Source organism: Kribbella sp. NPDC054772, from assembly GCF_053611945.1.
In genome coordinates this window covers 42,159-56,731 of sequence record NZ_JBSHBJ010000039.1, presented here as the reverse complement: position 1 = coordinate 56,731, position 14,573 = coordinate 42,159, and the positions used below count along the sequence as shown (strand labels likewise).

11 protein-coding genes are annotated in these 14,573 nt (G+C 68.7%); 5 read left to right on the top strand and 6 right to left on the bottom strand.

All coding sequences use genetic code 11. The features are described 5' to 3' along the window. Position 1: 1 nt before the first annotated feature. The 3 genes from ACWGID_RS36545 to ACWGID_RS36535 are packed head-to-tail and all read right to left on the bottom strand — an operon-like array spanning position 2 to position 3,472. Entirely contained in the window at positions 2-967 is a 966-nt protein-coding gene (locus ACWGID_RS36545) for a family 43 glycosylhydrolase (protein WP_452203937.1), read from the bottom strand. A 55-nt stretch (positions 968-1,022) separates the two neighbouring features. Then, entirely contained in the window at positions 1,023-2,414 is a 1,392-nt protein-coding gene (locus ACWGID_RS36540; RefSeq protein WP_452203936.1) for a glycoside hydrolase, read from the bottom strand. Beyond that, positions 2,411-3,472: a LacI family DNA-binding transcriptional regulator gene (locus ACWGID_RS36535; RefSeq protein WP_452203935.1), complete on the bottom strand. Its 1,062-nt coding sequence runs from the start codon at positions 3,470-3,472 to the stop codon at positions 2,411-2,413. The genes ACWGID_RS36540 and ACWGID_RS36535 overlap by 4 nt, the downstream gene beginning before the upstream one ends. Positions 3,473-3,621: 149 nt before the next feature. Here ACWGID_RS36535 and ACWGID_RS36530 point away from each other — a divergent pair, with 149 nt between their 5' ends. From ACWGID_RS36530 to ACWGID_RS36515, 4 genes are read left to right on the top strand one after another with little or no spacing between them, the layout of a single operon-like run. Further along, the gene (locus tag ACWGID_RS36530; protein WP_452203934.1) at positions 3,622-5,028 is read left to right on the top strand and encodes an ABC transporter substrate-binding protein; all 1,407 of its coding nucleotides are present in this window, start codon (positions 3,622-3,624) and stop codon (positions 5,026-5,028) included. Next, the gene (locus ACWGID_RS36525; protein WP_452203933.1) at positions 5,028-5,960 is read left to right on the top strand and encodes a carbohydrate ABC transporter permease; all 933 of its coding nucleotides are present in this window, start codon (positions 5,028-5,030) and stop codon (positions 5,958-5,960) included. Before ACWGID_RS36530 ends, ACWGID_RS36525 begins: the two co-directional genes overlap by 1 nt. After that, positions 5,957-6,796 (top strand): carbohydrate ABC transporter permease, encoded by an 840-nt coding sequence (locus ACWGID_RS36520; protein ID WP_452203932.1) that lies wholly within the window; start codon positions 5,957-5,959, stop codon positions 6,794-6,796. Before ACWGID_RS36525 ends, ACWGID_RS36520 begins: the two co-directional genes overlap by 4 nt. Beyond that, a complete protein-coding gene (locus ACWGID_RS36515; protein WP_452203931.1) occupies positions 6,793-8,124 on the top strand; it encodes a glycoside hydrolase family 32 protein in 1,332 nt (443 codons plus the stop codon). The genes ACWGID_RS36520 and ACWGID_RS36515 overlap by 4 nt, the downstream gene beginning before the upstream one ends. Before the next feature lie 185 nt (positions 8,125-8,309). On the opposite strand, the gene ACWGID_RS36510 is transcribed toward ACWGID_RS36515, so the two are convergent. From ACWGID_RS36510 to ACWGID_RS36500, 3 genes are read right to left on the bottom strand one after another with little or no spacing between them, the layout of a single operon-like run. Continuing rightward, positions 8,310-9,344 carry a hypothetical protein gene (locus ACWGID_RS36510; RefSeq protein WP_452203930.1) on the bottom strand — a complete coding sequence of 345 codons (1,035 nt, stop codon included), beginning with the start codon at positions 9,342-9,344 and terminating at the stop codon, positions 8,310-8,312. Next, positions 9,341-10,885 carry a hypothetical protein gene (locus tag ACWGID_RS36505; protein ID WP_452203929.1) on the bottom strand — a complete coding sequence of 515 codons (1,545 nt, stop codon included), beginning with the start codon at positions 10,883-10,885 and terminating at the stop codon, positions 9,341-9,343. The genes ACWGID_RS36510 and ACWGID_RS36505 overlap by 4 nt, the downstream gene beginning before the upstream one ends. Then, entirely contained in the window at positions 10,882-14,070 is a 3,189-nt protein-coding gene (locus tag ACWGID_RS36500; protein ID WP_452203928.1) for a hypothetical protein, read from the bottom strand. The genes ACWGID_RS36505 and ACWGID_RS36500 overlap by 4 nt, the downstream gene beginning before the upstream one ends. 194 nt (positions 14,071-14,264) lie before the next feature. Here ACWGID_RS36500 and ACWGID_RS36495 point away from each other — a divergent pair. Continuing rightward, positions 14,265-14,573 (top strand): LacI family DNA-binding transcriptional regulator (locus ACWGID_RS36495; RefSeq protein ID WP_452203927.1); only part of this gene is annotated, 309 nt, incomplete at its 3' end.

The window sequence follows — 14,573 nt, the reverse complement described above, 5'->3', positions numbered from 1 at the left end:
CTCAAGCCAGGTACGGGCGTCCTGCACCGTCCCACTTGATCGTGCCGGTGTAGGCCTGCCGGGTGTTCGAGTCCTTCACACCGTTGTGGTTGGCATCGACGTAGGCGTGGAACGCGACGCGGGTCGTCGTACCGACGGTGATGACGGTGGCTCCGCCGGGGCCGCAGAGCTTCGTCGAGGCGGTGCTCATCAAGGTCTTCACGCGGGTGAAACGCCCGCCCCAGAAGGTGTTCGCGGACCAGACGTCGGTGTTGTAGCTGCAGTTGATGTAGTCGCCGCGGGACGTGAACAGCCACACCTTGCCACCGTGCGCGATCACCGACGGGCCCTCGATCTTGGACGAGCTGACGACCTTCGCGATGCTGCTGCCGACCACGCGGGTGCCGGTCTGGGTGTCCATCTGAACGGCACGGATCTGGAAGCCGGAGGCGTTGCGATAGTCACTCTTGTAGATCAGGTACCGCTTGCCGTCCTTGGCCCGGTACGCCGCCGGGTCGATCGCCTCGTACCCACGGGAGACCCACGGCGAGCAGACGACCGGCTTCGAACCGCCCACGAATCCGCTGGCCGGATGACGAGAGGTCGCGACGCCGATGCAGTGCACGTGCCGCGAGGATGACTGCCCAGTGAAGTACATGACGTACAAAGTCCCGTGGCTGTCCTTGCTCTGGAAGACCTCTGGCGCCCAGAGCAGGGGCGAGCCGTGATCGACCCAGGCCGGGATGGACGCCATCGAGTTGTGGATCGCGGACCAGCCGCTGCCGCTCGTCGACCGCGCACCGAAGCCGGTGCCCGTCCGGTACAGGTAGTAGCTGTTGCCGAAATGCGCGAAGCCGGGATCCGCGAAACTCTGCGTACCGACACGACGGACGCTGCTCGGTCCGGCCGCGTTTGCAGGAAGCACACTCCCCGCGACCAACCCGAGAGCACCGACCACACCACCGAGAACCTGAGCCAAACGACGCACGCTGACCTCCACGGATCCGACCGAGCGCTGCACTGTAACCCCACCGAAGGGCCACCTAGCGCGTAGCGACCGTGAAGTCGATCAGCTCGAAGCCGCCGTCCGTCACGAACAGCCCGAGATGCCCGGCGCCCTCGGCGCTTTCGACCCGGAAGCTGAGCGCGACCCGGTCGTCAACCACAACCTGCCCGGTCGGTCCGTCCAGGAGCACCTGCACCGCGTGCCGGCCAGGCGGCAACGGACAAGCCCTTTCAAGTTCCTGCGGTACGTCGCCCCGCACCTGCCACTGCGCCGGCCCGGTCCGGCCACGCGGCCAGCGATCCAGCACGACCCGATCCCGCTGCGGCTCGAGCCGCACGATCGTGGCGTCCTCGCCATCCGCGCTCGCATGGATCAGCACCCCGAACGACTGCGTCCCCGCGTCCACGTCAACGGTCAGCGACACAAGGCATTCCGCCGGCGCCACGTCGCCCACCCAGGCGGCGTACCGATCGATCGCCCCGCGCCCCGGGTCACCGGAGAGCTTCACCTGCTGCACCTCGGAGTACGCCGCGACAACCTCCGCGGGCAGCCCGAACGCCAGCGTCCCGTCGGCCTCCTGATGCGCTTCGAGGACGGCGAGATCTCCGGCCCACTGCCACGCATCCCCTTGTTTCGTGGGGATCCAGCCGATGAAGAAGCGCCGCCCGTCGTGCTCGACCGACTTGGCCGCGTAGAACGCGCGCCCGTCGACCGTGTCCCGACCCGGCGCGAGCCACGGGCCGTCCGGGCCACGCGAAACGCGGTACCGCGTCTGGAACGCGTCGGTGAACTCGGAGTACACCAGGTACCACCAGTCGCCCCACTGGAAGACGTCCGGGCACTCCTGCGTGATGAACCGGTGCGGCTCCCACAGCGGCTCCGCGAGCGTCCACTGTTCCAGATCGGTCGACGTCAATCTCGCGACGACGCCACAGCGGCGATTCGGTGCGTCGTCGTACCGAGCGGCCAGAACCATCTGCCAGGGCTCATCGACCGCGGTGCGGTAGGCGAAGGGATCACGCCAGTCCTGCGGTATGAAGCCGTCCGGTGCGCCGAAGGTCAGCTCGGGTCGCTTGGTCCACCGCGTCGGATCGCCGTCACTCGTCGCATGGCACACCAACTGGAGACCGCGCCGCCGCGGGTTGTGGCCTGTGTAGAACAGATGCAGCTGCGAGCCGTCGTACACCACACTGCCCGTGTAGCAGTCGAAATCCTCCGCGTCGCGATCGCCACCGGGCAGTACGACGCCATGGTCGGTGTAGTGCACGAAGTCGGTCGTCGACACCAACGCCCACGGCATCCCGCTCTCCCCCGCCGTCGGATCGTCGGGCCGCAGGTCGAGCAGGTAGAACAACCAGACCCGCCCGTCATGACTGAACGGGATCACGTCTCCGACGAACCCTTGCGAAGGCCGCCAATGCAGGCTCATGCGCGCTGCCTCGGTCGAGGGGTACGTCGGGGCGGGTGCCCGACCGAGTCGCGTTCGATCAGGTCGCACCCGATCACGACCCGCTCGGGCGCGTCCTCCGGCCCGGCCAGGACCAGCTCGCCGGCCCGGCGTCCCAGCAGCAGATGCGGCAACGCGGCGGTCGTCAACCGCGGCCGCACCTGGTCCGCGACGTCCGGCTGGTCGTCGAAGCCGACGATGCTGACGTCCTTCGGGCAGTTCAGCCCCAGGTCGTGCAGCGCGAGCATGGCGCCGATCGCCATCCGGTCGTTCCCGCAGACCAGCGCGGTCGACCCGTGCTCGGCGACTGCCTCGGTCGCCAGGTCGTACCCCGATCCGATCTGATAGGTCCCGTACCGGTGCAGCAGGTCGGCCGGCCGCAGACCCGCCGCCCGGGCGGCGTCGGCGAAACCGCGCCGCCGTTCCTTGCAGGCGTACTCGTTGCGTGGGCCCCCGAGGAACGCTACCTCGCGATGCCCCCGCTCGAACACCGCCGCGGCCGCCGCCCGGCCACCGGCGTACTCGTCGGCGAGCAGGACGGTGTCGGCCTTGCCCTCCTCCGGCCAGCAGTTGATGAAGATCGTCCGGATCCCGTTCAGCCGCGGGCTCTGGTGCAACGGCTTCGGTGACGGCGAGGCGTACAGGATCGCGCCGACGCCCTGCGCGAGCAGGCTCGCGACCGCGGCGTCACCTTCCTCCGGGTCGTCGGTGGTGTCGACCACCATGCAGACGTAGTCGGCCGGCTGCACGACCTGCTGGATCCCGAGCACGATCAGACCGGCGTACGGCTGGGAGACGATCCCGCTGGTGACCACGCCGATCGTGAACGATCGGTTCGAGCGCAGCTGCTGCGCGGCCCGGTTCGGCACGAAGTTCAGCTCGGCGGCGGCCTCGAGCACGCGGCGCCGGGTCTCGGACGCGACCGCGACGTCGCGGCGGTCGTTCAGCACGAACGACACGGTCGGCTGGGACACGCCCGCACGCCGCGCGACATCGGTCATCGTGACCCGTTTCGGCCGGTCCGCCGATTGCTTCGCCATGGGCTCCCCTTCACGGTTGGCGACCGCAGTATTCATACCAGAGCAGGCACCAATACGTATTGCGCACCACCGTACACCGCTGCTACGGTCCCGGGTCAATACGTATTGGGCGGCACGCCGGGCCGCCCAGCGGTCAAGGAGGAATCCCCATGAACCGAATCCATCCGCCCGGTTTCCCGCTCGCCCGCCGCACCCTGCTGAAGGCCGGTGCGGGTGGCCTCGGGCTGGCCGCCCTGGCCGATCTGGCCGCGTGCAGCAACGACAGCGGCGGCGGCTCCTCGAAGTCGCTCAAGATGCTGTACTTCGGTGAACAGGCGCAGGCCACGCAACTGCAGAACAGGCTGCAACCGCAGATCAGCAAGCTGGACCCCGCGATCAAATTCGAGATCTCCGCGATCAACGGCACCGACTGGAACGACTTCCTGGCCAAGGTGCTCACCCAGATCGCCGCGGGCACCCCGCCGGACATCATCAGCGTCGCCACCGAGGGACTGCAGTTGATGGCCTCCAAGGAGCTCGCGGTCCCGCTCGACGACTACGTCACCAAGGACCTGTCCGCCCTGCAGGAGTACTTCGACGACATCCACCCCGCCCTGGTCGAGTCGATGATGTACCAGGGTCACCTGTGGGAACTGCCGGACAGCTTCAACGCGGGGAACATGTTCTACAGCACGGGCCTGTTCCAGCGCGCCGGCGTCGTACCGCCGAGCGAGGACTGGACGCTCGAGGACTTCGAGGCGGCCGCGACGAAGATCGCCAAGTTCAAGGGCATCAACGCCTTCGGCTGGGTGGTCCGCCTCTGGGGCAGCTGGACCTCCTTCATGTACGCCAACAACGCCAACCTCCTCGAGGAAGGCAAGTACGACGGCGGCGACTGGTTGTGGAGCAAGGCGTACGCCGGTGACGCGGCGGCCGCCGGTCGCAAGGGCGGCTGGAAGTGGGGCGCACCGACCGCCAACTCCGACGCGGTCGTCGAGTCGCTGAACTACATGATCGAGCTGACCAAGAAGGGCCTGTCACCGTCGCCCGACGTCGGCGGTGGCGGGACGCTGCAAGGCCTGTTCGCGTCGAACCGGATCGGGATGTCGATCGGCGGCGGGTTCTGGGCCGGCGGGCTGACCAACGCCGGGATGAAGAGCGGCAGCTTCGACGTGACGATGTTCCCGAAGTGGAAGAGCCAGCGGCACCTGTTCGGCGCCGGCGGGTACGCGATCTTCAAGTCGTCGAAGAAGAAGGACCTGGCCTGGGAGGTCCTGAAGCTGCTGGTGAAACCGGAGACGTTCGACCTGGTGTTCCCCGGCAACGTGACCACGCCCGGCCGCAAGTCCCTGGTGACGGCCGCGCGGTACGCCAAGACCGGGCCGAAGCACTGGCCGGTCTTCTACGACACGCTGACCAAGCATCCCGATACGGCGCCGATCCCGGCCCCGCCGTACTACAACGCGCTCGCCACCGCGCTGAACCAGCGCACCACCCAGGCGATCTCGTCCGGGAACGCGAAGGCGGCGCTCGACGGATTGCAGTCCGACCTCGAGAAGGCCGCGGGGGCCGGCTGATGACCGCCGTCACCGCGGAGGTGCGCGAGACCGTCGTCAAGCGGCGCAGTCATCCGGCCGCGCACGGCGAGGCGCCGTTCGGCTTCGCGATGATCGGGTTGTCGGTGCTGTTCGTCGCGGTCTTCACCGCGATCCCGATCGTCGCGTCGCTGGGTCTGTCGTTCTTCTCCTGGGACGTGATCTCGAACCCGCGGTACGTCGGCCTGGAGAACTACCAGCGGTTGTTCACCGACGGGCCGGTGCTGAAGTCGTTCGGTGTGACGCTCGGGATGGCGGTCGCGATCGTCGTACTCCAGCTCACCATCGGGCTCGGGCTCGCCGTGCTGGTGAACCAGCGCCGGCGGATCTGGGCCCGGACGGTGTTCCGGACCGCGTTCTATCTGCCGCTGCTCGCCTCGACGGCAGCCGTGTCGATCTTCATGGGCTACCTGTTCGACTACAAGTTCGGCGTCGTCAACTACTACCTCGGGCTGCTCGGCATCCCGAACGTGCCGTGGCTGACCAGCGGCTTCGGCGCGGCCACCACGATCGTGCTGATCGCGGTCTGGCAGCAGGTCGGGTTCACGTTCGTGCTCTTCGTCGCCTCACTGATGTCGGTCCCGACCGATGTCCTCGAGGCCGCGCAGATCGACGGCGCCGGCGCGGTGCGCACGTTGCTGCGGATCAAGCTGCCCCTGATCAGTCCGACGATCCTGTTCGCCGCGGTCGTTGCACTGATCAACGCGATGCAGCTGTTCGACCAGCCGTACATCATGACCAAGGGCGGCCCCGGATCGGCGACCACGACGGTGACGATCTCGATGTACCAGAAGGGCTTCCAGAACCTGCAGTTCGGCTACGGCTCGGCGATCGCGATCGTGCTGCTGGCGGCGATCCTGGCGATCACCGGGCTGCAGTTCCTCGCGGCACGAAAGCTGGTGTTCTACCAATGACGCACTCCACCACGACCCTCGCCCGGATCGGCCGGATCAGCGGCCTGGTGATCCTGGCGCTCGCCGCGATGGTTGCCCTCGGCCCGTTGCTCTGGACGGTCACCACCTCACTGCGGACCCCCGCCGAGGCGTTCAGCAACCCACCCCAGTGGTTCCCGCTGCACCCGGACTTCTCCAACTACAGCGCGGTGTTCGACCGGATCCCGATCGGCCGGTTCTTCGTCAACAGCGTGGTCGTCACCGGGCTGATCGTGGTCGGCCAGACGATCACCTGCACCCTGTCCGGCTACGCGTTCGCGATGGTCACCTTCCCGGGCCGGTCGGTGATCTTCGGGATCTTCCTGGCCACCATGATGGTGCCGCTGCAGACGATCATCATCCCGGTGTTCGTGATCGTCCGGTACCTCGGACTCTCGGACAGCCCGCTCTCGCTGGTGGTCTCGGCACTCGGCAGCGCGTTCGGGACCTTCCTGATGCGGCAGTACTTCCTGCAGATGCCCAAGGAGCTCGGCGAAGCGGCCAGGATCGACGGCGCCGGCCACTTCCAGACGTTCCTGCTGATCTACGCCAAGATGGCCGGTCCGGCGATCGCGACGCTCGCGATCCTGAACTTCTCCGGCTTCTGGGCGGAGTTCTACCGGCCGCTGATCTTCCTGCAGACCCAGGACAACTTCACGCTGCCGTTGGGGCTGGTCGGGCTGCAGGGCAACCTCGGCACCGGTTCGATCTCGGTGGTGCTGGCCGGCGTCGTGCTGGCCATTCTGCCGAGCGTAGTGCTGTTCGTCTTCGCCCAGAGGTACTTCATCGCAGGCATCACGGCAGGAGCATCACGGTGACCCAGACCCGGTCCGACCCGCGAACGATCGGTGCCGTCGCGCATCTCCGCCCGGCGTACCACGTCCGCCCGTCGCGCGGGTACCTGAACGACCCGAACGGACCGATCGAGGTGGGAGACGACGTACACCTGTACTTCCAGTCGCGGTCCACCGTGGACATGCACGTGCCGGTCGAGTGGGGGCACGCGACCTCGACCGACTACGTACGCTGGACGGTGCACCGCCCGGCGATGACGCCGCAGCCGGGCGGGCCGGACACCGACGGCTGCTGGTCCGGCAACACGATCCTCGACGACGGGCGGATCCGGGCGTTCTACTCCGGCCGGATCGACGAACGCCCCTACCAGTCCGTACTGACCGCGGTGTCGGAGGACGGCGGCGCGTCGTTCGGACCGGCGCGGCAGGTGGTCCCGGATCCGGTGGACGACGCGCTCATGTTCCGCGATCCCTTTGTCTGGACGGAGAACGGGAGCTGGTGGCTCGCGGTCGGTGCCGGGTACACCGACCGGGGCGCGAGCATCACGCTCTACCGGTCGAACGACCTGCAGGAGTGGACGTACGCCGGCCCGCTCGCCGAACTGCCCCGCGGTGTCGCGGGCGGCGAGGACACCGGCGCCGCCTGGGAGTGCCCACAGCTGCTGACGCTCGACGGCCGCCGGATCGCGGTGGTCGCATCCTGGTCGCCGGAGGCAGGTCCCGCGGAGGTGCTGTCGTTCGACGTCGACGCGCCGGCGGTGCCGCGGCGCGTCGATCACGGGACGAACTTCTACGCCGCGTCGGCGATGCGCGACAGCCGGTTCGGGCCGCTGCTGTTCGGGTGGCTGACCGAGGGGCGTGACCGCGACGGGTGGGACGGCTGGGCAGGAGTCATCTCGCTGCCTCGGGCCGTCTGGCTCGGCGCCGACTCGTCGGTCCGGAGCGCGCCGGTTCCGACGGTCGACTCGCTCCGCACCGGCCCCGGCGTACCGGCCGACGGCTGTACGACGGGCCCGCAGTGCGAGATCGCCGTACCGGAAGGATCGGGGCAGGTGGTGATCCGCTTCGGCGAGCACGAGCGAGTGGTGATCGAGCTGACCGCCGACATGTTGACGATCGACCGCACCGAGGCCAGCCTCTCGCCGTACGCCCATCGCGACCGGATGCGCGTGTCCGACGCGTTCGATCCTTCGTCCGGGCGTCCCGCCGCCCGGATCTTCCTCGACGGCTCGGTGCTCGAGGTCTTCACCAGTGCCGGCCGTGTCCTCAGCACCCGCGTCTACCCGACCACACCGCCTACCTGGCACGTCGAAGCACCACCCAACGCCCACTTCTGGACCCTCGACCGCTGACAGGAGTCCCCATGTGCACTCCTGGGCGGTCGATTTCAGTTCGTCCATCGCGGATGTGAAGGGTGTGCCGCTCGACCTCGTCAACGGTGAGCTCACGGACCAGATCTTCGCGGACCCGACCAGCCGCGGCGTCACGTTCTTCGCCGAGAACGGCACCGCCGCGGCCAGCCTCAAAACCTGGCCTCTCAAGTCCAGTCGGCGTTGGACGGCAGGTCTACGACGGCCGCCCCTCGGGCGGTCGGTCCGATGTGGTTGAAGACCACCGACCGGCCGTCCGGGGTGACGGAGGGGTGGGGGTGGTAGGGATGGGTTTCGTGGGTGGTGGTGGCGAGGGTGGTGCGTTCGCCGGTTCGGGTGTCGATGGCGACGATCGAGGAGTGGTGGTCGGCGTTGTGCCAGCCTCGGCCGGCAGTGTCTGCGGGTCCGCTGGTGTCGACGACTGCCCATCGGCCGTCGCGGCTGATGCCGCAGTGCCAGTCCCGGTCGCCCGCGCTGACCAACCGGGCCGCCCCATCCGGTAGGACCTCCCACAGACCACGCGGCCCCACCGGACTCTCGCCGTACGCGACCACCAGCAGACCGGGCCGATGGAACATCCACCGCTCATGCCCGACCGCAACGGGTCGGCCGGGCTCGGTGGACATCGCGAACTGGTCGGCGACGGCGATGCCCTTGGGGGCGTGGACCGGGTGATACGCCCAGACCCGGTCATGGATCGTGGTGGCAGAACCCTCGTGCGAGAAGGCGACCCACTGCTCGTCGGCAGGACAGTAATGGGCATGGTTCGCCCACCAATCCACGCTGACCAGCGGCTCCGCCGTACCCGACGCCAGATCGATCTCGACCAGCGTTCGCTCCTCCCCCGCGGTCAGAACGCTGACGGCGCGCCGCCCGTCCGCGGACACCCCCACCAGCCCGTCCATCGTCGACCCGTCCGGCGGGGTGTACGCGACCCGCGCCGCCCCGGCCTCCCGCAACTCCTTCAGTACCAGCCGGTTCTGCCACGGCGCGATCAACGTCTCCGACTCCGACGCGATGTCGATCCATGGCGGTGCGCCGTCACCTTCGAGTTCCAGCAACACCACCTGGTCCGCCCCGTCGAGTCCCACCCCGACGACCTCGAACCCCCGCCCGCTCTCCCGCACCAACGCGACACCACCGTGCCAATAGCCGTTGTTGTGCGGGTACGTCGCATACGCCCCTTCGACCAGCACGTTCACGATGCAGCTCCCGTTACGTAGACAGGACTCGCGGTCAGTGTGAGTACGACGGACCCGTTGCTCGGCGTCAGGGTCCGCGTCCCGCCGTACTCGTCGGTGATCGTCAGCGGTCCGGACGCCCGGAGCGTCACGTTCTCGCTACCGGTCGACCACATCACCCGGGTCGTCGACGCGCCGGAGTACGGATAGGAGTACGCAGTCGACGAGCCGAGGTCCTCACGGGCGCCGAGGGTCTTGCCGCCGACGGCCCGGATCAGTACGGCGTTGGTGATCGCGCCCGGCTTCGGGGCGACGCCCGCCACTCCGTCCACCGGTTGCCGGAACAGGCCGAAGTGGTGCTCCCGGTTCGCCGGGTCGGTGCCGTCGTCCATCGCGGAGTACCACGAGAAGACGTCGACGCCGGCGGCCTTCGCCAGAACCTGCGCGCGAACGAGGTTGTCGGCCTGCTGCGGCTCCGTCGATCCGGGCGCGTACGTCGGCCACCCGTTCTCGGTGATCCACACCGGCACCTTCCGCGCGCCGGCGGCCTGCCGCACCTGCTGGACGAGTGCGGGCAGCTTCGACACCAGCAGCGTGTGCTCGGGGATCGTGTTGGCCCCTTCGAGCGCGTAGCCGTAGACGTTCGTGGCGAACGTGTCGATGTAGTTGATCCCACCGGCCGCCAGGAACCCACTGTTCCACGCGTCGTCGATCGTCGATGTGATCGGCCCCATCACGTTCGCGTCCGGGTTGCCCTCGTGGATCGGCCCGTACGTCGCCTGCAACATCTGCACGTAGCACGCCGGCGTCGTACCGCACGCGCCGTTGTTGAACCCGGTCCCGTTGAACTCGTTGTAGACGTTGAAGTCCTCGACCTCGCCCCGGTAGTGCGCGGCCGCCGCCTTCGAGAACGCGCCGAACGCAGCCAGTCCCGCAGCGGAGCTCGGTGTCTTCCCGCCGTCGTAGTTGGCGTTGCTGTAGGCAAGGACTCCCTGCGGCGCCATCCCGAGGCTCGCCGCCTGTTGCGCCTTCGCCTCGAAGCTGTACCCCGCCCAGTCGTACACCCCCGGCGTCTTCTCGATCAGCGACCAGTTGAGGTCGCTGCGGACGTGCGCGTACCCGATCGTGCCGAGCGCGTTCATCAGCCCGTCCTCGAGTGCCTTGTAGTGCCCGAAGTGCGTGTCGATGCCGAAGTACGGGTCCCGGGCGGCCGGTGCGGGCGTGACGATCCCGAACGACGTCGTCCGGGTCAGCGTCTGCCCGTTGACGACGCTCGAGAACTTCAGCGTGTAGTACCCCGGACCGAGATCACCGACCGCCAGCTGCGCATCGCTGCCGCCCGCGACCGATGCGGTACGGACCGTCTGTCCCTGAGGATTCGTGATCACGATCGAGATCGTGGCACCGGTGGTACCGAACTCGAGGTTCGCCGTGGTGGGAGTCAACAGCAGGCTCGGATTCAGCACTGACAGGTCGGGCGTGGCGTCGGCCCGTGCCGGGAGCGTTGGCAGGCCCAACGCCCCCACGGCCAGCGCCAGTACGGCGACCAGTGCGCGCCTCATCCGACGACCTGCGCAGTACGGAAGAGCGCGGGGTTCTTCGGCGCGCTGCCGACGCCGGCGCCCCATTCGAGCCAGCCCTTGCGGGCGTCGCCGTTCACGCCGGAGTCGTCGTCGTTGACAAGGAACGAGAGCCCGAGAACGCCGGCCGGTGGACCGGTGAAGCCCAGGGAGGTCCACGGAATCACGAGATGGTACGTCGTGACCCCGGTCGTACGCGTGATGTCGGCGGTCGCACCGGGGGTCGGGCCGAGGTTCTGGCCGGTCGGTGCGGCGAACGTGTACACGGCCGGGCCGCCGTCGAGCAGGGCCGCGCCGATCTCGACGCGCTGACCGCCGAGCACCGTCGGCAACCGGTCGTACGTGTCGAACTGGATCGAGTCGGTCTGCCAGAGCAGGTCGTTGCTCCGGGCACCATAATGGATGTCGTCGGTGATCCTCGCGTCGACCACCAGCGACGACGGGGTGTGCGTGAACCGCACGGTCCCGCCGAGATCGGCCGGGCCGGTCCGGGTCCCGCCGCGGATCGCGACGAACCTGCTCTGCTTGTCGAGGTCGATCGGCGCGAGCGTCTGCGCCGCGTTCGGCTCGATCGGCGAGTACGACACCGTCCCGCTGAGCGTCTTCGCGTCCACGATCACCCGATAAGCCACGTTGTCGAAGAGGCTCACCGCACTGACCGGAAGCGTCACGGTCGCGGTGCCGCGCGCCGGGATCTCGGAGGCGGAAGCCGATCCGCTGACTGCGCCTACGGCGTACCGGATCGCGGTCGGGGTGACGGCACGTGAGCGGTTGTTGGTGAGGGTGACCTTCAGGCCGTATCCGTCGCCGATGACCGGCTCCGCGCTCACCAGGAGCGGTTCGACCACGGTCGTCGCCGAGCGCAGGCTCGCCACCAGTTGCCGGTCTTCGGTACTGACGGCAACTGCTACCGACCGCTCGCCCAGAACGGTTGTGGCCGGCAACTGTACGGTGACCGACGTCTTCCTCCCGGGCGCGGTCACCAGTTCCGCACCGCCGGCCACGAGTTTCGCTGGGAGACCGGTCCCGGGCTTGGTCCGATCCGCGGTGACGGTCACCGGTACGTCGTCACCCGCGACCGCGCTCGCCCCGACCGAGATGCCGAGCGGCGACTGCGCGGCCGCGACATGCCGCACCGCGCCGCTCACGAACACCGGACTGGCGTCAAGCGTCAACGTCACCTTGCCGTCGTGCGGCGTGATCGTCCGGGCCGCCCCGAACTGGTCGGTCAGCCGGAACGGACGGTCCGCGGTCAGTTGCACCTGCTCGGACCCCGTCGACCAGAGCACCCGGGTCGTCTCGCCGCCGCCGACGTACGGGTAGCTGTAGGCGGTCGCCGAGCCGAGGTCCTCGCGGGCCTGCTGGGTCTTGCCCGACACCATCCGGATCAGCGCCGCGTTCGAGATCGCGCCGGGCTTCGGTGCCACCCCGAGGACCCCGTCATTCGGCCGCCGGAACAGCCCGAAGCGGTGTTCGCGTTCACCCGGATCGTTGCCGTCGTCCATCGCGTCGTACCACAGGTACTTGGTGACGCCGGCGGCCTTGGCCAGCAGCTGGGCACGGATCAGGTCGTCGGCCTGCTGCGGTTCGGTCGAGCCGGCGGTGTGCGTCGGCCAGCCGTTCTCGGTGATCCAGACCGGGATGTTCCGGCCGCCGTCGAGGGTGTGGATCTGCTGCACGAGCGCGGGAAGTTCCTTGGTCAGGACGGTCTTCTCGGGGTTCGTGTTCGGGCCGAGACTCGAGTAGCCGTACATGTTGGCGGCGAACGAGTCGACGTACTCCAGTCCGCCGAGCGCGAAGAACTGGTCGAGCCAGGTCTTGTCGATCCCCGCGGTCACCGGGCCGATCACGTTCGCGTTCGGATTGCCTTCGTGGATCGGGGCGTACACCGCCTTCAGCATGTCCAGGTAGCAGGCCGGTGTGATCCCGCAGGCCCCGTTGTTGAACCCGGTCCCGTTGAACTCGTTGTAGATGCCGAAGTCGTTCGTCACCGGCGCGTAGAACTGCGCCGCCGCCTTCGCGTACCGGCCGAACGCGGCCAGGCCCTCCGGCGTACTCGGTGTCCGGCCGCCGTCGTAGAACTTGTTGTTGTAGGCAAGGTTCCCCATCGGCGAGAGACCCAGCGCCTTGGCCTGGCGGGCGCGCGCGTCGAACGGGTACGACGCGAAGTTGTACGTCCCGGGCGCGGTCTCGACCGCCGACCAGCTGATGTCCGAGCGCGTCTGCGCCCAGCCGACGTCGGCCATCGCCTGCGCCAGCCCGTCCTCGAAGCCGGTGTAGTGCCCGAAGTGCGTGTCGACGCCGAAGAACGGGTCCCGGACCTTCGGCCCGGGCGTGACGACACCGAAGGAGGTGGAGCGGCTCAGCGGCTCACCGCCGATCGCACCCGAGAACGTCAACGTGTAGTACCCCGGGCCTAGGTCGTTCGCCGGTACCGACGCGTGACCGGTCGCGTCGGGCGTCACCCGTCCGGTCCGTAGCGAGACGCCGTACTCGTCGCCGATCGTGTAGTCCACCGCGGACGCGAGCGTCGCGAACTGCAGGCTGGTCGCACCCTGGCGGAACACGAGATCCGGGTTGGTGATCGCCAACTGCGGAAGATCCGTGAACGTCACGGCGATGCGGCTGATGCAGACGTCGGGCATCGCGCCCGCGGCGGACTTCACGTCCAGCCGGAAGTCGGCGCCGTTCGACCGGTTCGCGAACTTGATCTTCGACAGCTCGAACGTGTGCGACGTCCAGGTCCGGCTCCCTGTCAGCGGCTGGTTCGCCGAGCCGGTGAACGGGTTGCTGACGCCGTCGTACTGGACGTCCATGTTCGTGGCACCCGCGTCGTAGTAGTCGACGGTCACCAGCGCGCGGTCCGCGCCGGCCGGGATCGCCGCGGCCGCAACGTCGACGTACAGGTAGCGGACGTACGGGTCGTCGGACAGCTGCCAGCACTGCCGGCCGTCCTTCTCGGTACTGGCGTGTGCCGGGTCCTTGTCGGCGTCCCCCGGCCAGGCCCGGACGACTCCGGAGTACGACGGGGTGCTGCCGAGGACAGCGACCGCATCGGGACCGACGGCGGCGGCAGTGAGTGGAGTGAGTGGGGTGAGCGAGGCCGCGAGCAGCGCCGCGGCGGTGATCAGGCCGGCCGAGCGGCGGCGAAACGGGCGTGGATTCATCGAAACTCCTGACCGAGCGTGGGAGGGAGGGTTCCGGAAACCTGAGGCCCCGGACGCTAGCCGATCGCACCAATCTGGGCAAGCGCTTGCCCGCCGTAATTTCCGAGATGCTCGATTAGCGCGGGGAATCGACGCCTCGACCGGGCAGAAGCATCGGGACAGCGCTGTCCCGCCTGTGCGGATATCATGTCGGCGTGCCGAACGAACCGAAGGTGACCACCCGACTGGCCGATGTCGCCCGCGAGGCCGGCGTGTCGCCGTCGACCGCGTCCCGGGTGCTGAACGGCAGTGCCCGGCAGGTCGCCGACGAGTACCGGCAGCGGGTGCTGGCCGCGGCCGAGCGGGTCGGCTACACCACGAACCTCGCCGCCCAGGCGACCGCCCGCGGCCGCTACCCCGCGATCGCGCTGGTGGTCGGGGACATTCGCGACCAGTTCTTCGCCCGGGCGTCGGGCGGGGCGGGGCCGGGGGGGCCCCCCCCTTCCGGCTTTTCCGGACTCCGT